The sequence below is a fragment of the Actinomadura geliboluensis genome, assembly GCF_043197915.1.
Taxonomy (GTDB): Bacteria; Actinomycetota; Actinomycetes; order Streptosporangiales; family Streptosporangiaceae; genus Spirillospora; species Spirillospora geliboluensis.
The window spans coordinates 298,457-321,386 of the sequence record NZ_JBICUA010000010.1; the positions used below are offsets into that span (position 1 = coordinate 298,457).

At 72.4% G+C, this 22,930-nt stretch carries 24 protein-coding genes; 14 read left to right on the forward strand and 10 right to left on the reverse strand.

Annotation, left to right across the window (positions count from 1 at the left end; genetic code table 11):
• The first annotated feature begins 112 nt into the window (after positions 1–112).
• The 4 genes from ACGFI1_RS30430 (at position 113) to ACGFI1_RS30445 (ending at position 3,892) form a co-directional block, all read left to right on the forward strand.
• Entirely contained in the window at positions 113–1,327 is a 1,215-nt protein-coding gene (locus ACGFI1_RS30430; protein ID WP_392790253.1) for a sensor histidine kinase, read from the forward strand.
• Positions 1,314–2,030, forward strand: coding sequence for a response regulator (locus tag ACGFI1_RS30435; RefSeq protein WP_392790255.1), 717 nt, complete (start codon positions 1,314–1,316; stop codon positions 2,028–2,030). The genes ACGFI1_RS30430 and ACGFI1_RS30435 overlap by 14 nt, the downstream gene beginning before the upstream one ends.
• A gap of 155 nt (positions 2,031–2,185) precedes the next feature.
• Positions 2,186–3,370, forward strand: a complete 1,185-nt coding sequence (locus ACGFI1_RS30440) for a sporulation protein (protein WP_392790258.1) — start codon at positions 2,186–2,188, stop codon at positions 3,368–3,370.
• Positions 3,371–3,436: 66 nt separating this feature from the next.
• A complete protein-coding gene (locus ACGFI1_RS30445; protein ID WP_386877098.1) occupies positions 3,437–3,892 on the forward strand; it encodes a tellurite resistance TerB family protein in 456 nt (151 codons plus the stop codon).
• Positions 3,893–3,910: 18 nt separating this feature from the next.
• On the opposite strand, the gene ACGFI1_RS30450 is transcribed toward ACGFI1_RS30445, so the two are convergent.
• From ACGFI1_RS30450 to ACGFI1_RS30470, 5 genes are all read right to left on the reverse strand, one after another.
• Positions 3,911–4,804 (reverse strand): M56 family metallopeptidase, encoded by an 894-nt coding sequence (locus ACGFI1_RS30450; protein ID WP_386877097.1) that lies wholly within the window; start codon positions 4,802–4,804, stop codon positions 3,911–3,913.
• Positions 4,801–5,163, reverse strand: a complete 363-nt coding sequence (locus tag ACGFI1_RS30455) for a BlaI/MecI/CopY family transcriptional regulator (protein ID WP_138639247.1) — start codon at positions 5,161–5,163, stop codon at positions 4,801–4,803. The genes ACGFI1_RS30450 and ACGFI1_RS30455 overlap by 4 nt, the downstream gene beginning before the upstream one ends.
• 2 nt (positions 5,164–5,165) lie before the next feature.
• A complete protein-coding gene (locus ACGFI1_RS30460) occupies positions 5,166–6,086 on the reverse strand; it encodes a cation diffusion facilitator family transporter (protein WP_138639246.1) in 921 nt (306 codons plus the stop codon).
• Positions 6,087–6,152: 66 nt separating this feature from the next.
• Complete coding sequence (locus ACGFI1_RS30465) at positions 6,153–6,725, reverse strand: TerD family protein (RefSeq protein WP_138639245.1); 573 nt, start codon at positions 6,723–6,725, stop codon at positions 6,153–6,155.
• A 139-nt stretch (positions 6,726–6,864) separates the two neighbouring features.
• Positions 6,865–7,848: a VOC family protein gene (locus ACGFI1_RS30470; RefSeq protein ID WP_392790261.1), complete on the reverse strand. Its 984-nt coding sequence runs from the start codon at positions 7,846–7,848 to the stop codon at positions 6,865–6,867.
• Between the two features lie 271 nt (positions 7,849–8,119).
• Here ACGFI1_RS30470 and ACGFI1_RS30475 point away from each other — a divergent pair, with 271 nt between their 5' ends.
• Complete coding sequence (locus ACGFI1_RS30475) at positions 8,120–9,199, forward strand: glycerophosphodiester phosphodiesterase family protein (protein WP_392790263.1); 1,080 nt, start codon at positions 8,120–8,122, stop codon at positions 9,197–9,199.
• A 16-nt stretch (positions 9,200–9,215) separates the two neighbouring features.
• On the opposite strand, the gene ACGFI1_RS30480 is transcribed toward ACGFI1_RS30475, so the two are convergent.
• Together ACGFI1_RS30480 and ACGFI1_RS30485 are read right to left on the reverse strand one after the other, a co-directional pair.
• Positions 9,216–10,781, reverse strand: a complete 1,566-nt coding sequence (locus ACGFI1_RS30480) for a class I adenylate-forming enzyme family protein (protein ID WP_392790265.1) — start codon at positions 10,779–10,781, stop codon at positions 9,216–9,218.
• Positions 10,778–11,569, reverse strand: coding sequence for a crotonase/enoyl-CoA hydratase family protein (locus tag ACGFI1_RS30485; RefSeq protein ID WP_386877089.1), 792 nt, complete (start codon positions 11,567–11,569; stop codon positions 10,778–10,780). The genes ACGFI1_RS30480 and ACGFI1_RS30485 overlap by 4 nt, the downstream gene beginning before the upstream one ends.
• Positions 11,570–11,649: 80 nt before the next feature.
• Here ACGFI1_RS30485 and ACGFI1_RS30490 point away from each other — a divergent pair, with 80 nt between their 5' ends.
• On the forward strand, positions 11,650–12,444 hold the full coding sequence (locus tag ACGFI1_RS30490; RefSeq protein ID WP_392790268.1) for a hypothetical protein: 795 nt from the start codon (positions 11,650–11,652) through the stop codon (positions 12,442–12,444).
• A gap of 43 nt (positions 12,445–12,487) precedes the next feature.
• On the opposite strand, the gene makA is transcribed toward ACGFI1_RS30490, so the two are convergent.
• The 3 genes from makA to ACGFI1_RS30505 form a co-directional block, all read right to left on the reverse strand.
• Positions 12,488–13,618, reverse strand: coding sequence for an alpha-pore-forming cytotoxin MakA (gene makA / locus ACGFI1_RS30495; RefSeq protein WP_392790271.1), 1,131 nt, complete (start codon positions 13,616–13,618; stop codon positions 12,488–12,490).
• Positions 13,615–14,679 (reverse strand): alpha-pore-forming cytotoxin subunit MakB, encoded by a 1,065-nt coding sequence (gene makB, locus ACGFI1_RS30500; protein ID WP_392790274.1) that lies wholly within the window; start codon positions 14,677–14,679, stop codon positions 13,615–13,617. Before makB ends, makA begins: the two co-directional genes overlap by 4 nt.
• Before the next feature lie 241 nt (positions 14,680–14,920).
• A complete protein-coding gene (locus tag ACGFI1_RS30505) occupies positions 14,921–16,036 on the reverse strand; it encodes a winged helix DNA-binding domain-containing protein (RefSeq protein ID WP_392790276.1) in 1,116 nt (371 codons plus the stop codon).
• A gap of 258 nt (positions 16,037–16,294) precedes the next feature.
• Between ACGFI1_RS30505 and ACGFI1_RS30510 the strand changes: the two genes are divergently transcribed.
• The 8 genes from ACGFI1_RS30510 to ACGFI1_RS30545 all read left to right on the forward strand — a co-directional run bounded on the left by ACGFI1_RS30510 (position 16,295) and on the right by ACGFI1_RS30545 (position 22,903).
• Positions 16,295–16,654, forward strand: a complete 360-nt coding sequence (locus ACGFI1_RS30510; protein WP_387074580.1) for a hypothetical protein — start codon at positions 16,295–16,297, stop codon at positions 16,652–16,654.
• A 98-nt stretch (positions 16,655–16,752) separates the two neighbouring features.
• Positions 16,753–17,073 carry a hypothetical protein gene (locus ACGFI1_RS30515; RefSeq protein WP_392790280.1) on the forward strand — a complete coding sequence of 107 codons (321 nt, stop codon included), beginning with the start codon at positions 16,753–16,755 and terminating at the stop codon, positions 17,071–17,073.
• Positions 17,063–17,503, forward strand: a complete 441-nt coding sequence (locus ACGFI1_RS30520; protein WP_392790282.1) for an acyl-CoA thioesterase — start codon at positions 17,063–17,065, stop codon at positions 17,501–17,503. Before ACGFI1_RS30515 ends, ACGFI1_RS30520 begins: the two co-directional genes overlap by 11 nt.
• Positions 17,504–17,565: 62 nt before the next feature.
• Positions 17,566–18,732, forward strand: a complete 1,167-nt coding sequence (locus ACGFI1_RS30525; protein ID WP_392790285.1) for an ROK family transcriptional regulator — start codon at positions 17,566–17,568, stop codon at positions 18,730–18,732.
• Positions 18,733–18,808: 76 nt separating this feature from the next.
• Entirely contained in the window at positions 18,809–20,278 is a 1,470-nt protein-coding gene (locus tag ACGFI1_RS30530; protein ID WP_392790288.1) for a sulfatase-like hydrolase/transferase, read from the forward strand.
• Positions 20,278–21,135 (forward strand): ABC transporter permease, encoded by an 858-nt coding sequence (locus ACGFI1_RS30535; RefSeq protein WP_392790291.1) that lies wholly within the window; start codon positions 20,278–20,280, stop codon positions 21,133–21,135. The genes ACGFI1_RS30530 and ACGFI1_RS30535 overlap by 1 nt, the downstream gene beginning before the upstream one ends.
• A complete protein-coding gene (locus ACGFI1_RS30540) occupies positions 21,132–21,914 on the forward strand; it encodes an ABC transporter ATP-binding protein (RefSeq protein ID WP_392790294.1) in 783 nt (260 codons plus the stop codon). The genes ACGFI1_RS30535 and ACGFI1_RS30540 overlap by 4 nt, the downstream gene beginning before the upstream one ends.
• Positions 21,911–22,903, forward strand: coding sequence for an aliphatic sulfonate ABC transporter substrate-binding protein (locus ACGFI1_RS30545; RefSeq protein WP_392790297.1), 993 nt, complete (start codon positions 21,911–21,913; stop codon positions 22,901–22,903). The genes ACGFI1_RS30540 and ACGFI1_RS30545 overlap by 4 nt, the downstream gene beginning before the upstream one ends.
• Positions 22,904–22,930: the final 27 nt, after the last annotated feature.

Consider the following 22,930-nt stretch of genomic DNA (forward strand, 5'->3'; position numbering starts at 1 on the left):
CGCATCGCCGGAACGAGTGCACCCGGCCGGCGCGGTAGGGCCGGAGAGCCAGCGCCCGGTTCGCTCTTTCGAGTGATGCCGCCGCCTCCGGCCGCTTCCTAGGATCAAGGCGATGACCAGCATGGGCACGCCGGCGCTGCGGATGGCCGCGGCCGAGGCGGCGCTCGCGGCGGCCGCGGTCGCCCCGGCGCTGATCGACCAGGCGACGACCGACACCTCGGCGGCGGCGTGGACGGCGCTGGCCGGCTACGGCGCCGTCGCGCTCGGCTGCCTCGCGCTGCGGCGGCACCGGCCGCTCACCGCGTTCGGGGTGCTGCTGGCCGTCCTCGCGGCGGTGCAGGTCGCCGCCGCGGCCGCCGAGGTGAAGCCGAGCGGGCTGACCGTCCTGCCGGTGGCGTTCGCGCTGTACGCGGCGGGGGCGTACAGCGCTCCGCGCCGGTCGGGGGCGGCGCTGCTGCTCGGCGCCGCCCTCGTCGCCGGGGGCCTCGCCGCCAACCACCTCACCGCGCCCGAGGGCTGGCGCGGCGGCTCCGACGTGCTCGCCTACGTCGCCGCGCTCCCGGTCGCGTGGGCGCTGGGCGTGGCCGCGCGCGGCCACCGGGGCATGCTGGCCGCCGCGGAGCGGCGCGCCGCCGACGCCCGCCGCGAGCAGCACCTGCTCGCCGAACGGGCGGCCGCCGCCGAGCGCGTGCGCATCGCCCGCGACATGCACGACGTGGTCGCGCATTCGCTGACGCTCCTGGTCGTGCACGCCGAGACCGTCCGGGCCCGGTCGGGTGAGCTGCCGCCCTGGGCGCGCGAGCGCGTCGACGCGATGGCCGCCGCCGGACGCCAGGCCACCAGCGAGATGCGCGAACTCCTCCAGGTGCTCCGCGACGGGGGCACCACCGCCGCGCCTGGCACCACCGCCACGCCCCGCGCGCCCGCGCCCACCCTCGCCGGGCTGCCCGCGCTCGTGGACGCCGCCCGCACCGCCGGGAATCCGACGAGCCTCACCGTCACCGGCGACATGGAGGAGCTGCCCAGGACCGTCCAGCTCACCGGATACCGCGTCGTCCAGGAGGGGCTCGCGAACGCCCGCCGCCACGCGCCCGGTGCCGAGGTCGCGGTCCGGGTCGACGCCTGCGAGCACGACATAAGCATCGAGATCGACAGCGGAGCACCCGAAGGGGATGTCACGGCGGCACCCGGCGCGCGCATCGGCCTGCACGGCCTCGAAGAGCGCCTCGCCGCGCTCGGCGGCGCGCTCGACGCGGGCGCCACGCCCGGCGGCGGCTTCCGGGTCGCGGCCACGATCCCGGTCGGAGCCCGCGATGCCGTCCGCTGACCGCCGCATCACGGTCGCGATCGCCGATGACGAGCGCGTCGTACGCGACGGGCTCCGCGCCATCATCGAGACCCAGCGGGACATCGAGGTCGTCGGCACCGCCGGGGACGGCGACGCCGCGCTGCGCCTCGCGACCGGCACCGGCCCCGACGTGCTGCTGCTGGACGTGCGCATGCCCGGCCGCGACGGCCTGTGGGTCCTCGACCGGCTCGCCCGGCAGGGGCTGCTCGGCCGCACCCGCGTGCTGATGCTCACCACCTTCGACCTGGACGAGTACATCGACGAGGCGCTCGCGACCGGCGCCGCCGGGTTCCTGCTCAAGAGCTCCTCCTACGAGGAGCTGCTCGCCGCCGTCCGCGCCGCCGCGTCCGGCGACGCCGCGCTCAGCCCCGGCGTCGCGCGCCGCGTCATCGACGGCTACCTGGCCCACCGCCGCGCGGCCCGGCCCGCCCCCGCAGACCTGGCCCGCGTCGAGGCGCTGACGCCGCGCGAGCGGGACGTCCTGGCCCTCATCGGCGACGGCCTGAGCAACGCGGAGATCGCCGAGCGGCTCGTCCTGTCGGAGCACACCGTGAAGTCGCACGTCAGCCGGCTGCTCACCAAGACCGGCTACCGCAGCCGGGGGCAGGCCGCGGCCCTCGCGCACCGCGCCTCCGTCGCCGGAGGGGCAACGGAGCCGCGCACGTTGTCACCGGAGCCGTAGGCCATCGCGAGGGCGCGCGATCTAACCGCGCGGCAAGGCTGATAGAGAGTTACGGGAAGTCCTGTCTTCTGGTGAGTTCTCGCCGTCTGCTGCTACAAATGTAGTAGCAGCCGGGCCGCCGGCCGCTCGGCGATCACAGCGGAAGAGAGGGGCCCATGGTCTTCAAGCGGTTGCTCGGCGCGTTCGGGGTGGGGGGACCTTCGGTCGAGACCGTCCTCGGCACGGCGCAGGCCCGCCCGGGAGAGCACCTGTCCGGCGAGGTCCGGATCCAGGGCGGCGACCACGACGCGCACATCACCCGGGTGATCGTGAGCCTGGTCACCCAGGCCGAGTACGAGCAGGGCGACCACGAGGGCGCCGGGACCCGCGAGTTCTACCGGGGCGCGGTCGCGGGACCGCTCCACATCGGGGCCGGGCAGTACCAGTCGGTCCCGTTCCAGCTGCCGCTGCCGTGGGAGCTGCCGCTGACCGAGGTCAACGGGCAGCACCTGCACGGCATGGCCATGGGCGTCCGCACCGAGCTGGAGGTCGCCGGGGCGGTCGACGCCGGCGACCTGGACCCGATCTCGGTGACGCCGCTCCCGTCCCAGCAGCGCGTGCTGTACGCGTTCGGGACGCTCGGCTTCACGTTCAAGAGCGCGGACGTGGAGGAGGGGCACATCGCCGGCCTCCACCAGGAGCTGCCGTTCTACCAGGAGATCGAGTTCTACGCCCCGTCCGAGTACGCCGGGCAGATCAACGAGGTCGAGCTGACGTTCGTGGCCGACCCGCACGGGCTGGCGGTGATCCTGGAGGCCGACCGGCGCGGCACCGCGTTCACCGAGGGCGACGACGTCTTCGGCCGCTACCACGTCTCCCACGAGGACGCCCTGCACATGTCCTGGGAGCACGAGCTGGAGAACTGGCTGCGGGCCGTCGCCGGCCACGGGCACACCGGCCACGGGCACGCCGGCCACGGATACGCCGGTCACGGATACACCGGGAACGGCTACGCCAGCCCCGGTTTCGCCCATGACTCCCACCACCACGGCGAGCAGCACGGCCGCGGGCCCGGCTGGGGCGGCGTCGCCGCGGGCGCGGCGGGCGGTCTGGCGGCCGGGCTCGTCGCGGGCGCCGTCGTCGACCAGATGCTCGGCGACGACGAGGACGAGCAGGAGGAGCCGTCGGTCGGCGACGCCTTCGCGCAGATGAGCGAGCAGGCCGTGCAGAACGCCTACCAGCAGGCCGCGTTCGAGCAGGCCGTCGAGGACGCCTACGAGAACGCGTATGAAGACGCTTACGAGGAGGCGTACGAAGAGGCGTACGAGGACGCATCGGAGGACTTCGAGGGCGAGGACTGACCCGCGGCACTTGCTACTACACTTGTAGCAGCAGGGTGAGACGAACAGCGAGTGGAGGAGGATCCGATGGCCTTCTGGGACAAGCTGCGGGAGTCGACCCAGACCATGCAGACGCAGCTGCTCAGTAAGAAGAACGAACTCAAGAGCGGAGCGTTCCGGGACGCGAGCATGGCGATGTGCGCGCTCGTCGCGGCGGCCGACGGCAGCGTCGACCCGTCCGAGCGGCAGCGCACCGCGTCCCTGATCGCCTCCAACGAGGTGCTGCAGAACTTCCCGGCGGACGACCTGCAGCGCCGCTTCAACGACTACGTGTCCAAGCTGACGGCCGACTTCGACTTCGGGAAGGTCTCCGTCCTCCAGGACATCGGCAAGACCAAGAAGAAGCCCGCCGAGGCGCGCGCCGTCATCCAGATCGGCATCGTCATCGGCGGCGCGGACGGCCACTTCGACGACCAGGAGAAGGCGATCGTCCGCGAGGCGTGCTTCGCCGTCGGCCTGGACCCCGCCGAGTTCGAGCTCTGAGCCGGCCGGGGCCCGCCGTCACCGGAACGCGAGCAGCGACAGCAGGACCGGCGCGATCACGTGGTCCAGCTGGAGGGTCGCGGCCGTCAGCGAGCCGGTGAAGACCCCGTTGCCGAGGAGCAGCAGCGGGCCGGTGACCGCGTTCTTGGCCGGGGGCGTGCCCATCAGCGCCTCGACGCGCTGCACGACCCCCGAGTCGGCGAACGCGGTGACCGGTCCGGCGGCGGGGGGCTGGGCGAGCGCGACCTTCGCCAGCGTCCGGGCGACCAGGGCGCGGTCGCCCGCCGCCTCGGCGGCGTCCTCGTCCGCCCACCGCTCCACCGCCAGCCGCAGCGCCTCGTCCAGCGCCCGGACGGGCGGCAGCACCGCCGCGGCGAGCGCGCCGGCCGCCAGGTAGCGGTGGTGGCGGTGCCGGAGATGGGACGTCTCGTGCTCCAGCACGACGTGCAGCTCCGCGGCGGTCAGGTCGCGCAGGAGGCCGCGGGACAGCAGCACCCCGCCGTGCCGGCCCGGGACCGCGACGGCGATCGGGGTGTCGGTCTCCAGCGGCCCGCCCGTGTCGCGCCGCGCGGCGCGCAGCTCCCGCGACCAGGCCGCGACCGTCCGGCCCGCGACCGCGAACCCGGCGGCGGCCAGCACCGCCGCGGGGATCCCGACCGCGTGCGGGACGGGGCTGTCGTCGCCGAAGAGCGCCCATTCGGGGACGTGCGCGGCGGCGGCCGGGGCCAGCGTCGCCGCGTAGTTGATCGCCACGAAGACGCCGGTGCCGAGCGCCGCCACGGCCGTCATCGCCCCGGTCGTCGCGAGCAGCCGCGCCGACCAGGACGGGTGCAGCCGTAACGGGGCGGCGAGTCCGAGCACGAGGCTCAGCGTGACCATGATGGCCAGCGGCAGGAAGGTGAACCAGTTCACCTGCCGCCGTCCGGACCGTCGAGGACCTCGCGCAGCTTCCGCGCCTCCTCGGCGCTGAGCGAGCGCGCGAACCGGCTCAGCACGGTGCCCGGGTCGCTGGCGTGCCGCAGGTGGTCGTGCATGCGCCCGGCGACCAGCTCCGACTCGTCCACCGCGAGCCGGTACCGGTAGTGCCGCCCCGCGCGGGTGCGCGAGACGAGCCGCTTCTCGTGGAGCCGGTGCAGGATCGTGTTCACCGTCGTGTACGCCGGCTCGCCGTCGAGGCGCTCCACCAGCTCGGCGGTGCTGGCCGAGCCGCCGAGCCCGGCCAGCGCGGCGAGCACCTCCGCCTCCAGCTGCCCGAGCGGCCTGCGCGTCATCTTCAGCCTCCCTTCCGCAGCACGTCCGGCTCCAGGTAGATGAGCCGGGCGATGGGCACGGCCGCGCGGATGCGGGCCTCCGCGTCGTTGATGGCGTCGGCGACCTCGCGGGCGTCGTCCTGCAGGTCCACGGCGATCTTGGCCGCGACGAGCAGCTCGTCCGGCCCGAGGTGCATGGTGCGCATGTGGATCAGCTGCGGGACGTCGGGGCTCGCCACGATCGCCCGCCGGATCTCCCGGACCTGCTCGGCGGTCGCGGACTCGCCGATGAGCAGGCTCTTCACCTCGGTGCCCAGCACGATCGCGATCGCCGCGAGCAGCAGGCCGATCGCGGCGGTGCCGATGCCGTCCCAGACGCCGTTGCCGGTGGCGAGGGTCAGGCTGACGCCGGCGAGCGCGAAGACCAGGCCGGCCAGCGCGCCGGTGTCCTCCAGCAGGATCACCGGCAGCTCCGGCGACTTCGACCGCCGGACGAACTGCACCCAGCTCGCCCGGCCCCGGCTGCGGTTGGACTCCTTGACCGCCGTGCGCAGCGCCGTCCCCTCCAGGACGATCGCGATCAGCAGCACGACGATCGGCACCCACTGCCATTCCTCGATCGGGTGCGGGTCGGAGATCTTGTGCCACGCCTCGTACAGCGCGAACAGCCCGCCCAGGCTGAACAGCACGATCGCCACCAGGAACGCGTAGATGTAGCGCTCGCGCCCGTACCCGAACGGGTGCTCCTCGGTCGCGCGGCGCTCCGCCCGCTTCCCGCCGATCAGCAGCAGCGCCTGGTTGCTGGAGTCGGCGACCGAGTGGATCCCCTCGGCCAGCATCGAGGACGACCCCGTCAGCGCGAACGCCACGAACTTGGTGACCGCGATCCCCAGGTTCGCGCCCAGCGCGGTGACGACCGCCTTCGTGCTTCCCTCGGCGCTCACGTGCTTTCCTCGGCGCTCACGTGCTCCCCTGTTCCCGTCCGGCCGGCTTCCCTGATGGACGTGCGGTCAAGCGTAGGCAGTGATGGCCGGGAGCATGTCCTGCAGGGTCCGGCCCTGGCCGGGTTCGCCGATGGCGTTCATCTTCCACCCGCCGTCCTGCCGGTACACGCTCGCCATGACCATCGCGGTGTGGCGTCCGCCGCCGCTGAGGGTGTACCGCGCCAGCTCCTCGCCGGTGGTCTCGTCGACGAGCCGGCAGAAGGCGTTCTCGACCTCGTCGAAGGTCTGCCCGGAGAACGAGCTGACCGTGAACACCAGCGACGTCACCGGGGCCGGGACGCGGGACAGGTCCACGATCACCGACTCGTCGTCGCCGTCGCCCGCGCCGGTGAGGTTGTCCCCGGTGTGCCGGACGGACCCGTCGTCGCTCGCCAGCTTGCCGAAGTAGATGACGTCCGCCACGCCGCCGTCGGCGAGCAGCACGCACGAGGCGTCCAGGTCGATGTCCTGCTCGCGCTGCTTGCCGAACAGGCCCTTCTTCTTCACCGCGTCCCAGCCCAGGCCCATCCGGACCCTGCTCAGCGTCCCGCCCGGCTTCTCCAGCGAGATCCGCTGCCCCTTGACCATCGACACCGCCACGGCCGATGCCTCCCCTCGTCCCGATCCGCAGCACGCCGGTCCCGGCGCGCGGTCATAAAACTACACGTGTAGCAGCACGCCGCGCCCGCGTCTTGACCTTCGAGACCCCAGCCGCCCAGAGATCGGAACGAGATTCCCGCTAATGGAACGAATGCCGTGGCTGCCACAGCTCTACGCTGACCCCGTTCGGGGTGTCGACCACGGCCAGCCGCGCGTCCCCGTGCAGGGGCGTGGCGGCGGCGAAGGGACGGCACTGGACTCGCCCTCCCGCACTCTCGGCGGCGCCCACGGCGGCGTCGAGGTCGCGGGTCACCGCTGACCAGCCGGTGTGACCGAGCCCGCGTCCGGGACGCTGCACCGCCCGCCGGTCGACGCCGCCGGGGTTGTCGGGCACCTGAAGCAGCTCGACGCGCGCGGTGCCGCCGCCCGCGCCGACGACGAAGGCCATCCGCGCCCGCGTGCCCGGCGGGAGGTCGGCCATCACCTCAAACCCGGGCGAGCCGAAGGTGACGTCGTATCCGGCCGCCATGCCGAGCGCTGCCCAGAAGCCGAGTTCGGCCTCGAAGTCGGGGGCATGGCACACGACCGACGAGACCTCGGTGTAGTGCCGCTCCGGGTCGGCGTCCCAGGCGGCGGTGGCGCGCGCGCTGGCCGGCTGGACGAAGACGAGGTCGGTCCCGTCCGGCCCGAAGCAGAAGCCCTCCGTGACGGACACCGTGATGTCGCCCACCGGCACCTCGAACGTGGACGGCGTGCCGCACGGGTATCCGGCCGCTGTCAGGCGGGCATGGGTGGCGGCCAGGTCCTTGGTGTAGATATCGACGGCGGCCAGGCCGAGGTCCAGGGTGTGGGGGTGCGCCGCTGACGCCACCGGGTCGTCGACCTTCAGCAGGTGGATGCGGCCCGTGGACGCTCCAGCGGCGGTCAGCATCATGGCCTCGACGTCGCGGCGCCCGGCCTCGGCACCCCAGAGTCGGGCCGCGTCCGCCGCCCGGACGACGCCTTCAGCGGCCACCTCGAAGCCCAGTTCGCCGCAGAGCAGGTCCAGGTGGGGACGGAAGTCGGTGACGCCGATCAACACGGCGGTGATGCCGGTGACGAGCGGCGCGGGGTCGGTGCTCACGTGGCCTCTTCTCTCGTCGCTGGACGGGCGCGCGGCCTGCCTCCGGGTGCCCGAGCCGCTGATCTCGCCGGCTGGCCCTCGTTTCGGTACACGGAATGCTGTTTCAGAACCTAGAAGGGCGGTTGGGGCCCTGTCAACGCTCGCGACGCGCACCGGCGCCGGAGCGGGTGTTCCGCAGAGCTTCACCGTCCCCTCACACCCGGTTCGGGACGCGGGACGGGCCCCGGCCCTAGCTTCGCGGGGCAACACACGCTCCGAAACCGAGGTTGTTATGTCGCTACGACATGTGCTGGCCGGCACCGCCGTCGTGTCCGTGCTCGCCTGGCCCGCGGCCGCGCACGCGTCCCCGCACGCATCGCCGGGCGGCGGGCACGGCGTCCTTCCGCAGAAGACCCACTTCGACTTGCAGGCGCACCGCGGCGGCATCGGCATGACGACCGAGGAGTCGCTGGAGGGCTTCGGCAAGGCGATGCGCCTGGGCGTCACCACGCTCGAACTGGACACCCAGATCACCAAGGACCAGAAGGTCGTCGTCACCCACGACCGGCGGGTCAGCGCGCAGAAGTGCCGCGACACCGCGCCCGCGACGCCCGGCGACCCGTTGTACCCCTACGTCGGCAAGTACATCAAGGATCTGACCCTCGCCCAGGTCAAGACGATGGACTGCGGCTACCAGCAGCTCCCCGGCTTCCCGGAGCAGGAGCAGGTCAAGGGCTTCCGGATGGTGGAGCTCAAGGACGTCCTGAACCTGGTCAAGAGCTACCGCGCCAAGCAGGTGAAGCTGAACGTCGAGACCAAGGTCGAGGCGGGCGCCCCCGACGAGACGGCGCCGCGCGAGCTGTTCGTCCGCCGGGTGTACGAGGAGATCCACGCGTCCGGCATCGAGCGGCAGGTCACCATCCAGTCGTTCGACTGGGGCGCGTTGAAGGCGATGCACCGGCTCGCGCCGTCCTACCCGCTGGTGGCGCTCACCAACTACGACTTCCTGCAGGTGGGCAAGCCCGGCGCGTCGCCGTGGCTCGGCGGCATCGACGCCGACGACTACGGCGGCGATTTCGTCCGGGCCGCCGCCGCGATCCCCGGCGTGCGGGCGCTGTCGCCCGTCTACGGCTTCCCGCAGAACGGCACGGTCGGGGACCCCGGCTTCCGCTTCTACGTCTCGACGAAGATGGTCGCCGACGCGCACGCCCGCGGCCTGAGGGTCGTCCCGTGGACGTGCGACGACCCCGCCACCGTCGAGGCGCTCATGGACATGGGCGTGGACGGCGTCATCACCGACTACCCGAACCGGGTCCGCCGGATCATGGCGGAGCGCGGCATGCGGCTGCCCAAGGCGTACCAGCCGCGCTGACGCCCGGCCCGCCGGCTCACCGGGCCGCCGGGTCGGGGGCCTGGGCCTCCGGTCCGGCGGCGAAGCGGGCGCGCAGGGTCTTGCGGTCGAGCTTGCCGACGGCGGTCTTCGGGATGGCGTCCGCGAAGATGATCTTGCGCGGCTTCTTGTAGGAGGCGACCCGCTCGGTCACGTGCTCGACCAGCCGGTCGCTGAGCCCGTCGTCCGGCTCGGCTCCCTCGGCGAGGACGACGACGGCGGTGACCGCCTCCACCCACCGCTCGTCGGGCGTGCCGACGACCGCGGCCTCGCGCACCGCCGGGTGCTCCAGCAGGACGTCCTCGACCTCGCGCGGGTAGACGTTGTAGCCGCCGCTGATGATCATGTCGGACGTCCGGTCCTTGAGGAACAGGAAGCCGTCGCCGTCGAGGACGCCGACGTCGCGGGTGTGCACCCAGCCGTCCCGGAAGGTCTGCGCGGTCAGCTCCGGGGCGTCGAAGTACCCGGCGGTGGCGGACGGCCCGCGCACCACGATCTCGCCCGGCTCGCCCGGGGCGGCCTCGCGGCCGTCCTCGTCCAGCAGCCGCAGCTCGATGTCGACGGCGATCTGCCCGCAGGCGGCGAGCCGGTCGCCGGTGTGGTCCTCAGGACGCAGCACCGCGATGCACAGCGGGATCTCGGTCTGCCCGTAGTACTGCCAGAACCGCTCCCGGCCCCACGCGCGCATGGCGCGCTCGATGACGGGGCGCGGCATCGGCGAGGCGCCGTAGATGACGCGGCGCAGCGTGGAGACGTCCGCCGCGGCGAAGGCCGGGTGCTCGACCAGCATCTGGATCATGGTCGGCACCAGGTTGACCGCCGTGGCCCCGTAGCGGCCGATCGCGTCCAGGAACGGCTCCGGCGCGAAGCCCGGCAGGATGACGGTGCGGCCGCCGCGCAGCCACAGCGGCAGCACGAACACCCCGCTGGCGTGGATGAGGCTCGCCGCGTGCAGCATGACGTCGTCGGCCGTGGCCGGGAACAGGTTGAGCAGCACGTTCCGGCAGATCCCCGCGAAGGACGCCTGGGTGTGCTGCGCGGCCTTCAGCGTGCCGGTCGTCCCGGACGTGAACAGCGTGAGGATGACGTCGTCGGCGGCCACCTCGACCTCGGGCAGGGTCGCAGGGGCGCTGTCGGCCCGCTCCATGAGCGGCGCCTCGCCGTCCAGCGCGGTCTCCAGGCCGAGGAAGCGCACGTCCGGCAGGGCGGCGGCCAGGTCGCGGGCGCGGTCGGTCAGGTCGGCGCCGAACACGACCAGCTCGCAGCGGGTCTCGGTGAGCATCGTGACGTGCTCGGCCACCGACAGCCGCGCGTTGAGCGGGACGCGGTTGATCCCGGCCTTCACGCAGGCGAAGTCGAGCGGCACGCTGAGCAGGCCGTTGTTCACCAGCAGGCCGACGCGCCGGCGGTGCCCGGCGCCCTCCCGCGCCAGCGCGTGCGCGAGCCGGTTGCTCAGCTCGTCGACCTGGCCGAACGTCAGCTCCCGGTCGCCGAACACGACGGCGGTCCGGTCGGTGTGCTGCCGCGCGCCGCGGACGATCAGTTCACGGGTGGTGGGGCTCACGGGGTGGTCTCCTCTCCGGCGAAGCGCCCGTGCCGGCCGGCGCCGGCGACGAAGCGGGCGGCGCCGCTCACGCCCTCGCGCGCCACGACGGGGACGCCGGCGGCGCCCTCGCCGCGCAGCGCCTCGGCGAGGGGCAGGTCGAGGCCGGCGTAGGTCGAGGCGCGGTCGGCCAGCACGCATTCGAACGGGAACGCCGCGATCTGGTCGGCGAGCTCGCGGGCGGCGTCGACCGCCTCCCCGGGTTCGACGACCCGGTTGGCGAGGCCGATCGCGAGGGCCTCGTCCGCCTCGACGGGGCGGCCGGTCATGATCAGGTCGAGCGCGCGGCCGAGGCCGACGATGCGGGGCAGCCGGACGGTGCCGCCGTCGATGAGCGGCACGCCCCAGCGGCGGCAGAAGACGCCGAACACGGCGTCGCGCTCGACGATCCGCAGGTCGGCGAGGAGCGCGAGCTCCATCCCGCCCGCCACCGCGTACCCGCTGACGGCCGCGATGAGCGGCTTGCTCAGCGCCATCCGCGTCGGCCCCATCGGGCCGCTGCCGCCGCCGTCGGGATCGAGATCATGGTGGCGGTCGGGGTCGCTCACCGCGGTCAGGTCGGCGCCGGCGCAGAACGTCCCGCCGCTGCCGGCGAGCACCGCGACGCGCTGGCCCGGGTCGGCCTCGAACGCCGCGAACGCCTCCCGCAGCTCGGCTGCCATGGGCCCGTCGACGGCGTTGCGCCGGTCGGGACGGTCCATCCAGATCGTGGTGGTGGTGCCCGCCACCTCGACGCGCACGTCCGCCATCGCCACCTCCCGGTCCTACAGTGAAACGACCGCCCCACTTATAACGCATTTTGGCAAGAACAGTCTAGAAGGTGTTGCAAATGCTCGAGCCGACCGCCCGCAAGCTCGTCCTGGACCTGGTGACGGCCAGCCCGCGCACCCGGTTCTCGATCGCGGCGCTGTGCCGGGCCGGGGAGATCGTCGGGCTGAGCGCGCCGAGCGTCCGGATGGCGGCGAAGCGGCTGAACGAGGAGGGCGTGCTGGAGCGCACCGGCCGCGGCGTCTACCTCCCGCGCCCCGAGCGGCTGCGCACCTACCCCCACGTCGAGCACTGGACGGCCCGCGACGGCACCCGCGTCCCGTGGACGGGACGCTGGGCCGCGGTCGAGAACTCCGCCACCGCGCGCAGCGACCGCGCCGCCCTGCGCCACCACGACCGCGCCCTGCAGCTCCTCGGCTTCCACGCCTGGCGCGGCGCGCTGCACGTCCGCCCGGACAACCTCCGCGGCGGCGTGGCGGGGTTGCGCGAGACGCTCGCCGGCACCGGCATGGCCCCCGGCGCCGTCGTCTTCGCGGTCGGCGAACTCGCCCCCGACACCGACCGGGAGCTGCGCGGCCTCTGGGACACCGAGGCCCTCACCGGCGCCCTCACCCGCACCGCCGACGAGCTGACCCGCAGCCGCGACCGCCTGACCACCCTCAGCCCCGAGGAGTTCGCCCGCGAGTCCCTGCTGCTCGGCAGCCGCGCGATCGCGACGATCTTGCACGACCCACTGCTCCCCGAGGAACTGTGCGACCCGGCCCCCCACCGGCGGCTGGTCGCGCTGACCAAGACCTACCAGGACACCGCCCAGAAAGTCTGGGCCCGCCTCCTCGACCTCGACGCCCGGGGATGACGGACCGGCCGGCGGCGCGCGCCGCCGGCCGTCCGACCGCCGTTCAGACCGCCGAGGGGTGCAGGACCTGGTGCTCGAGGGGCGGCTGGTACCCGCTGAGCGTGCGAGCGAACTGCAGGGCCTCGGCCCATTCCTCCTGAGCACCTAGGATCCACGCCTTGTTCACGATCGCCGCCAGGTTCTCGTCCGCCTTGTCGAGCTTGTCGAGCGTCCCGGTGAGCTCGTCGTCGAAGGTGGCCCACATCGCGCGGACGTCGGAGAGGGTCTGCTCCGCGACCTCCATCGACGTGCCGGCGCTGTGGGTCGCCAGTGACAGTCCGTCCAGCGCGATGATCTGCCGCTGGTCGTCGTCCTTCTGCTGGGTGTCCGCGGCGATCTTGCCGAACTGCGTGTTGATCTTGGACTGCATGACCGCCCACCAGGCGGCCCCGCCCGCGACCGCCAGCAGGCCGCCCGCCGCCACGACGAGGGACCAGCCGCCCGTGACGGGCGCCAGCGCGAGGCCCACCACCCCCACGAACAGCCCCACGCCGATGGTTCCGGCGGCGTAGCAGATCTGCTTGTTCTCCGCCGCGATCTGGTCCTTCAACCCCTGGATCGCGGTGTTCATGTTGTCGATGTCGGTGCGCAGGGCCGCCTCGGCCCGCTGGATGCTCGTGGTCCCGGACATCAGCCGGTCATGGGCGGCCTGCAGGCCGGCGCCCCACTCCTTCATGCGCCGCGCCGACTCGTCCACTTCCGAGATGATCTCCCGTACCTGGCCGCGCAGCCCGTTGAGGAGGTCGAAGACCTCCCTGACGTGCGGGTCCGTGCTGCCGCGGGCATCGGGATAGCGCGACAGGATGCTCACCATCTCGTTGCTGAGCGCCTGGTAGGTCGTGGCGTAGGTGATGACGTGCCCCGGAATGGAGCCGGTCAGCTTCGTGGCGATGTCGTTGATCCAGACGTTGGCGCACACCTTCGCGTCGTTGAGCTCGGAGTTGAGGTCATCGAACCAGGTGGGTTTCTTCGTCGGAACCGTCAGCTGGGTGTTCACCACCGCGTGGCAACTGGCGGTGATGGCGCTCAGGGCGGCCACGCTGGAGGCGGTCTTGTCGTTGGTGCGCTTCGCCTTCTGGTGGGCGGAACCGTCCATCGCGGCCGCCTGCTGCTCCATCGTCGTCGTCACGGTCATGCCGTCTCCAAGGTGTGTGCTTCGGTGCTGATCGTCACCGGTTTCCCGGTCTTCTCGGTCCGGTCGATCCGGTCGGTGAACTCCGCGAGCTGGGCCCAGGTGGCCAGCGCGGGACGCAGGGCGGCCAGCTCGGTCAGCTCGCCGGGCCGGGCCCCCGCCCGCAGCGCCGTCGCGACCTGGGCGACCTTGCCGGCCTCGGCGGCCCACATCCGGTCGAGCTTCGGCAGGCCGGCGCGGATCCGGGCCACCGCCGCGTCGAAGTGGTAGATGAGCCGCAGGACGGCCTTGGTCATCGCGGCCGCCTGCACCTCCTGCGCCATCTCGCCGCGCCGGCGCACGATGGCGGCGATCGCCGCATCGATCTCCGCGTCGTTCTTGACCACGTCGTAGGCGGTCTTGCCGACGGTGTAGAGCATTCCGCCGATCGAGAGAAACGGAATTCCACCGCCGGCCGATGCGAGCGTGTAACTGATCGACATAGCGCTCTTGGTGAAATCCCAGTTCTGCCACAGGGCGATCGAGTCGATGTTCGCCTGCAACTGGTCGATCCGGTCCTGCAGCCGCGTGATCTCGGCCGCCAGCGCCAGCATTCCCGCTTCTGTCCTCTGCAGTTCCTCCCAGACCGGCTCCAGCCTTCCGTGGAGAATGGACTGCACGTTGGCCAGGGTCTTCATGTGATCGTCGAACCGGTACTCGGCGATCGTGGTCGCCGTCCGGTATCCGGCAAGGGCGCTGTGCAGTCCGTCCAGCAGGCGCAGCCAGTTCTCGGTGTCGCCGCCCAGCCCCGGGGCGGCCTCGGCCGCGCCGGCGAAGAGCGCGCGGTAGTGCCGGAACGGCGCCAGGATCCCGGACCAGATGTCCGGCCTGTCGAGCTGCCACTTTCCCCCGGCACCGCCCAGCAGGCCGAGCTCGTCGCGAACCGGCTGGGCCCACCCCGGGTCCGGGCTCAGATAACCGATGGACACGTGCCGGCCGGCATGGGCGAAGGCGTCCACCCGCACAATTGCCGAATACGCTTCGGCGAGATCATCGCAGATATTGTTGACGTCGGGGCACAGCAAAGAATCTCCTCTCCGGACGGTGCGTTCACTGAATGGTCCCGGCGGTCGGCCCGCCGCATTTTCCAGAGCCAGTATCACCGGTACCCACCGGGCGGCGACCGCGAAACCAGATCCTCCGACACGCACTCGCAAAGCGGTGATTACTTTGCCGGCCGCCGGAATTATCGCGAAATGCAGACACCCGGCGCACGCACAGCCGAACAGAAGGTCGTAAAAGCGCGTGGCGAAATCACATAATCCGTCAGCACCCTTGACGGCCGCGCGGCGGAGGGGATACGGGCCGCTCTCCGGCGGACTCGCGCGCGAGGAAGGACGCGAGGCGGTCCGCCTCCTCGTCGACGGCGATCTGGTCGCTCTTGGCGAGGGGACGCAGCGGAGAGACGGTGACGGTGTCCGCCCTCACGGTCCAGGTCGCGGCGACACGGCCGTCCACCAGGACGACGCGCTCGCCGGCGACCGAGAGGCCCCGGTGGGCGTCGTCGATGATGCGGCGCCGGTCCTGGTAACCGAGGATCGCGTTGTCGAACGCCGGCAGGAAGAGCACCGGAGCGGGGGTGTCCGGATCGGGGCGCGGGGCGTCGGGGAGGTCGAGCAGCTTGCGACCACGCTCGTCGCGGAAGACGACCAGCTCGTCCCGCAGCGCGGCGACGGCGGCGGGCAGCCCGGCGAGACCGCACCAGGCCCGCAGGTCGGACGACGTCGCCGGGCCGAACGCGGCGAGGTACCGCCGCACAAGCGCCTGCCCGACCGGGTCGGAGTCGTCCGACGGCAGCGGGTCGATCTCACGTCCGAGCCAGGACGAGAGCAGCGCGTTGCGGACACCGCCCTTGGCGCGCCACAGCCCGCGCGGCGGCGTCTGCACCATCGGCAGGAGGGCCGAGACCAGCATCTCGCCCAGCGCGCGCCGACCCGGCGCGGGCCAGCGGTCGGCGACCGCCTCGACCAGCTCGGCCATGGTGCGGGGCCGCCCATCGTCCATCACCGCCCGGCCTGCCGCCGCAAGCTCCTCCAGGTCCACCCCGTCGAGCTCCTGGCGGTAGACGCCGAGGACACGCTGGCGCAGCATCGCGTCGTGGCGCGCACGCCAGGCCAGGGCGTCGTCCGCGGCGACGAGGTGGATGGTGCGGCGCATGAGCGGCAGGCGCACCGCGCGGCGGCCGGTCAGCAGGCCGGAGAGCTCCGCCGGGTCGAACCCGCGCAACCGCGACCAGAGCCCGACGAACGGTTCCTGCGGCTCCTGCGCCTGCAGCCCGCCGAGCCGGGCGACGGCGTCGAGCACCGGCACGTCCGCGCGGTCGAGCAGCAGCTGCCGGGCGAGCGCGGCCCGGTTGAGCGCCCGATCGTCCAGAACCGTCACTGCCGCATCCCCTCTCCGCCTACCGGACGTTTTCCACTCTGGCAGCGATAGCGGCCACTTCCTGACCGCTTCACCGTGGCCGTGTGCGGACAGGTTCCCGGTGTTCTTCTCGAATTGTGCTGGGCGCGTTCCCTGCGAATCTGGGAGCATCACGACGTTCGAAGGACGAAATCACCGAATCGCTCACCATTGCCGGACGATCTCGTCGCCGGTGATCGGCAGGCCGGGTCTCGCCCTCCCCCTGATGCAAGGAGAACCATGTCCACTTCCGTCAAACTCCAGGTGAACGGCACGCCGGACCAGGTCCGCGCCGTCGTGGAGCAGGCCCTGCAGGCCGAGGGCTTCCGCTTCACCTGGGAGGACCCGGCGCAGGCGATCATCGAGAAGGGCAGCCGCACGAAGGCGCTGCTCCTCGGCGCGTTCGCCACGCACTACAAGTACCGCGTGATGCTCGTCCAGCAGCAGGACGGCACCGTGGTCGTCGACCTCGGCCCCGCGACGACCGGCATGTCCGGCGGCGCCATCGGCGTCGCCAAGGTGCGCAGGAAGCTCGACGAGGTCGGCCAGGTCCTGTCCGCCGCGTTCCAGCAGGGCGGCACCTTCATCCGGGCGATATGACCCGCGTCCGCGCCGGGACCGGCCCGATCGCGGGCGTCCCGGCGCGGCAGGGCCACCTTCATCGCTTGGCGATTGCTAGCGATTGCCATGCTTGCGCCATGACTTCACCGGCACTCGATCAGGTGGCGGCGGCGCTCCGGCAGGTCAGCCGAGGTCTCGCCGCACTGGCGGACGCCCTGTCCGGCGTCGCGGAACGTCCCGAGGAGGAGCGCTACCTCGCCGTCATGGCGGAGTGGGGGCGCCGGGGCCTCACCCGGGACGAGGCCAGCCGGCTGTTCCGCAAGCACGGCTTCTCGCCGCAGGCGGCCGGGGGCTGGGTGCGGGGCGAGTGGCTGGAGGTCCGCGACGACGGGCGGCGCTACCTCACCGTCCGCTCCCTGGAATGGCTGGACGGGCAGGAGGCGAACGATGACCACTGAGCCGTTCAGCGTCCGCGTCCGGGTGCGCGTTTACGAGGTCGATCCGCAACTGCACCTCAACGGCGCCGTCTACATCCAGTACGCGGACCATTCCCGCTTCGAATGCGCGCGGGCCGCCGGCGTCTCGGTCGACGCCATGCTCGAAGACGGCTTCGGGCCCGTCAATCTCGAAACCGTCGTCCGCTACCGCAGGGAACTGCGCGCGGGCGATGAGGTCGATGTCTCGTGCGAGTGGAAATGGGGCACCGGGAAGACGTACCGCGTCGCGCACGTCTTCCGGCGCATGGACGGCGAAGTGGCCGCCGAGGTCGAGCACGTCAGCGGTCTGATCGACTTCGGGACGCGCCGCCTGCTGCCCGACCCGGCGCACGCGTGGCTGTCCCGCGCCGCCCGTCCCGCCCTGCTCGGGGCGGCCTCCGCGCCGGGCTGACCACCAGAAATATTTTTCCGGAGCATTGACATTAATCTCCGGCGTCGTCCATGCTGCCGGACATGGAACGACGGGCGGACGCGCTGCAGCGGCTCCGGCAGGCCCATGAGGAGGTCGTGCTCGCGGCGCTGCGCAGCGAGGGGCCGATGAGCCGCACGCAGCTCACCGCGCGCACCGGCCTGTCCCGCACCACCCTGTTCGCGATCATCTCCGAGCTGATGGCGCGCGGCGCGGTGATCGAGTCCGGGGCCGAGGACGACGGCCGGCCGCGCGGGCGCGGGCGCCCCGCGACTCGGGTGTCGCTCAACCCGGACGCGGGCCTGCTGATCGGCGTCGACCTCGGCCGCCGCCGCATCCGGGTCGCGATCGCCAACGTCGCCCGGCAGGTCATCGCGACCGCCGTGGACGACTCGGCCTCCGACGCCGGCGAGAGCGAGCAGGCCGACCTGGCCGTCGCGCTCATCCACAAGGTGTGCGAGGACCGGCACATCGGGCTGCGCGCCCTGGAGGCGGTCGGCGTCGGGCTGGTCGGCGTGATGGACGCCTCCAACCGGCGCTGGCGGGCGGCGGAGCGGCTGGCGGCGGCGTTCGACACCCGCGTCGAGGCCGACAACAACGCCCGGCTGGCGGCGCTGGCCGAGCAGACCTGGGGCGCCGCGCGCTCGACCGAGGACGTCGTGTACGTGCGGTGGTCGGTCGGCGTCGGCGGCGGCTTCATCTCCGGCGGGCGGCTGCTGCGCGGCGCGCACGGCGCGTCCGGCGAGCTCGGGCACGTGACGGTCGACCCGGCCGGGCCGCGCTGCCACTGCGGCGGGCGCGGCTGCCTGGAGGAGCTGATCGGCGTGCCGGCGCTGCTGCGCGCGGCGGCCGGGCGGGGCGTGCGGCTGACCGGCACCGACGACCTGCTGGAGGCGGCGCAGGCGCGGACGCCCGCGGTGACCGGGGTCGTCGTGGAGGCGGCCCGGACGCTCGGCCGCGTCCTCGCCGGCACGGTCGCCCAGCTCGATCCCGAACGCGTCGTCGTGGGCGGCGACCTCGCCCAGCTCGGCGGCCTCGTCCTCGACCCGATCAGGGCGGCGATCGGCGAGTACGCCCTGCCCGGCACGCGGCGCACCCTCGACATCGTCCCGGCCGACCTCGGACCCGCCGCGTCGGCGATGGGCGCGATCGCCCTCGTGCTGCGCGACCGGGACCCACGATCCCCCGACCCGACCACCGCGGACGCCTAGGACCAGCGGCCAGAGACCGTCACCGATAAATAGCGCCCATTTCTGTAAACCCTTGGGAATTAATGAACGGAGCGTCGTGTCCTCTCGCAACGTCCTGATCCTCATGACCGACCAGCACCGGGTCGACACGCTGGGCTGCTACGGCAACCCCGTGGTCAGCACCCCGGCGCTGGACGGCGTGGCGGCCGAGGGCACCAGGTTCGACCGGTTCTACACGCCGACCGCGATCTGCACCCCGGCCCGCGCCTCCCTGTTCACCGGCACGCACCCGTTCCGGCACGGCCTGCTCGTCAACCCCGAGCGCAACGGCGGCGCCAAGGACGAGGTGGACGACGACTTCCCCAACTTCGTCCGGCCGCTGCTCGACGCCGGCTACAGCGTCGGCCACGTCGGCAAGTGGCACATCGGGCGCGAGCGCGGGCCCGAGTACTACGGCCTGGACGGCGAGCACCTGCCGGGCGCGCTGAACCCGTTCCACCACCCGTCCTACCAGGCGTGGCTCAAGGAGAACGGGCACCCGCCGTTCAAGGTCCGCGACGCGGTCTTCGGCAAGGCGCCCAACGACTCCGGGCGCGGCCACCTGATCGCCGGGCGGCTGGAGCAGCCGGCCGAGGCGACCATCGAGGCGTTCCTCGCGGACCGGACGATCGAGCTGATCGACCGGTACGCCGCCGAGGACAGGCCGTTCGTCCTGACGTGCAGCTGGTACGGCCCGCACCTGCCCTACCTGCTGCCCGACGCCTACTACGACCTCTACGACCCGGCGGACGTCCCGCTGCCCGCGTCGATGGCCGAGACCTTCGACGGCAAGCCCGACGTCCAGCGCCGCTACGCCGAGTACTGGTCGGCCGACCACTTCGACGCCGACGCCTGGCGCAAGCTCATCGCCGTCTACTGGGGCTACGTCACGATGATCGACGAGCAGGCCGGGCGGATCCTCGACCGGCTCCGCGAGCACGGCCTCTGGGACGACACCGCGATCGTGTTCACCGCCGACCACGGCGAGTTCACCGGCTCGCACCGGCTGAACGACAAGGGCCCGGCGATGTACGAGGACATCTACCGGATCCCCGGGATCATCCGGGTGCCGGGCGCGCCGGTCCGGACGGTCGACGAGTTCGCCACGCTCATCGACCTGCACGCGACGATCCTCGACCTCGCCGGGCTGCCCACCGGCGAGCCGTGCGACGGCCGCAGCGTCCTGCCGCTCATCAACGGCGAGGACGACCCGCGCCCCGAGGTGGTCGCCGAGTTCCACGGCCACCACTTCCCGTACTCGCAGCGCATGATCCGGGACCGCCGGTACAAGTTCGTGTTCAACCCCGAGAGCGTCCACGAGCTGTACGACCTGGAGAAGGACCCGCACGAGCTGCGGAACGTCTACACGGCGCCCGCCTACGCGGACGCGCGCCGGGACATGACCGTCCGGCTGTACCGGGAGCTGGTGCGCCGGGGCGACCCCGCCTACACCTGGATGAGCTACATGGCCGACATCGGCACGGGCCGCGCGCCCGACGTCGACGGCGTCGCCGACGAGGTCGCGTGATGGCCGCCGTGGAGAAGACAGGCGTCGAGAAGACAGGCGTCGAGAAGACCGAGGCGAAGGCGCCCGCCGCCGTGCGGGCGCCGGAGACCGCGAAGGCGAAGGCCCGCAAGGCGCGGGCGCGCACCGCCGGGCTGACCGCCGCGTCCGCCGTCCTCGGCATCGGCGTGTGGGTCGGGCTGTCCAAGAGCGGCATCGACGGGTTCCCCGGCCCGGTGTCGGTCGTCCAGCGCGCCGGGGAGCTGATCGAGCAGGGCACGCTGTTCAGCGATCTGGTCGCGAGCCTCCGCCGGGTGCTGATCGGGTTCGTGCTGGGCGTCCTGCTCGCGATCCCGGTCGGGTTCGCGATGGGCTGGTACCCGGTGCTGCGCGGCCTGTTCGAGCCGTGGCTGCAGTTCTTCCGGATGATCCCGCCGCTGGCGATCATCCCGCTGGCGGTCGTGCTGATGGGCATCGACGAGACCCCGAAGATCTTCGTGATCTTCCTGGCGTCGTTCCTGTCGTCGGTCGTGTCGACCTACCAGGGCGTCATCTCGGTGGACAAGACGCTGATCAACGCCGCGCGGGTGCTCGGCGCCCGCGACCGGACGCTGTTCACCGACGTCGTGGTGCCGGCCTCGACCCCGTTCATCCTCGTCGGCATGCGGATCGGGCTCGGCGCGTCCTGGGCGACGGTCGTGGCGGCCGAGCTGATCGCCGCGCAGGGCGGGCTCGGCTACCGGATGCAGCAGGCGCAGCTCTACTACGAGCTGCCCACCATCTTCGTCTCGCTGATCGTGATCGGGCTCGTCGGGCTCGTGATGGACCGGCTGCTGCTCCTCGCCGAGCGGCGGCTCACCGGATGGCAGGAGCGCCGATGACCAAGATCGCATTCCGGGACGTCACCCACCGGTTCGAGACGTTCACCGCGCTCGACCACGTCTCGCTCGACATCGCCGACGGCGAGTTCGTGACGGTCGTCGGGCCGTCCGGCTGCGGGAAGAGCACGCTGCTCAACCTCGCCGCGGGCCTGCTCGAACCCGGCGCCGGCACCGTCGAGGTGGACGGCAAGCGGGTCAAGGGCCCCGGCCCCGAGCGCGGCGTGATCTTCCAGCAGTACGCGCTGTTCCCCTGGATGAGCACCCGCAAGAACGTCGAGTTCGGGCTGAAGATCGCCGGGGTGGCGAAGAAGGAGCGCCGCGCCACCGCCGAGCACTACCTCGACCTCGTCGGGCTCGCCGACTTCGCCGACGCGCTCCCGAAGACGCTGTCGGGCGGGATGAAGCAGCGCTGCGCGATCGCCCGCGCCTACGCGGTGAACCCGTCGGTGCTGCTGATGGACGAGCCGTTCGGCGCGCTCGACGCGCTCACCCGCGTCCAGCTCCAGGACGGCCTGCTCGACACCTGGACCCGCGAGCGGCGCACCGTCATGTTCATCACCCACGACGTGGACGAGGCCGTCTACCTGGCCGGACGGGTGGTCGTGATGGCCGCCCGCCCCGGCCGCGTGCACCGGGTCATCGACGTCGACCTGCCCTACCCCCGCACCGAGGAGATCCGCCTGTCGCCGGAGTTCGACGAGCTCCGCCGCGAGGTCTGGAAGGCCGTCTACCACCAGCCCCAGCCCCCCGCCCCGACCCCCGAAGGGACCACTCGATGAGATCACTGCGACTGCTGGCCGTGTCGCTGCTGCTGGTGCCGCTCGCCGCCGCGTGCGGCGGGGACGACGGCGGCGACGGCGGGACGACCGTCAAGTTCGGCTACACCGCCGACTTCGCCGGCGCGGCGACGCTCGCCGCCGCCGACAGGCTCGACCTGTGGAAGAAGGCCGGGCTGAAGCCGGAGCTGAAGGTGTTCACCAACGGCCCGCTGCAGATCCAGGCGCTCGGCGCGGGCGACCTCGACTTCGGCTACATCGGCCCCGGCGCGACGTGGCTCCCCGCGTCCGGCAAGGCCAAGATCGTCGCGGTGAACATGCTCGGCCAGGCCGACCGCATCTTCGCCACCCCGAAGTCGGGCATCAAGGACATCGCGGGGCTGCGCGGCAAGAAGGTCGCGGTGCCGGAGGGGACGTCCGGCGACATGCTGCTCCAGCTCGCGCTGAAGAAGGCGGGCATGGCGCCGAAGGACGTCGAGCGCGTGCCGATGGACCCGAGCACCGTGGTGACGGCGTTCTCGTCCGGCAAGGTGGACGCCGCCGCGATCTGGTACCCGCTGATCGACACGATCAAGAAGCGCACCCCGGACCTGGTCGAGCTGTCGAAGAACGCCGACTTCTTCCCGGCCATGTCGTTCCCCAGCTCGTTCGTCGCCCGCAACGAGATCGTGAAGGACGACTCCGCCACCGCCCGCAAGGTCGTGAAGGTGCTCCAGGACGCCAACGACTGGGTGAACGGGCACACCACCGAGGCGGAGGAGACCGCCGCGAAGTTCCTCAAGGTGCCGCCCGCGCAGTTCAAGGGCTCGTCCGCCGTCACCAAGACGTTCACCTCCGCCGAGCTGGTCAAGTACTCGGGCGACGGGACGGTGAACGGCTGGTTCAAGGGCCTGTCGGACATCTTCGTCGCGATGGGCAAGCTGCCGTCCTCCCCCGACCCCGCGACCTACTACACCGCCGACCTCTACACGAACGCCGCCGCCGGGAAGTGACCCGGTCCCCGGCCGGCGCGCGCAGGC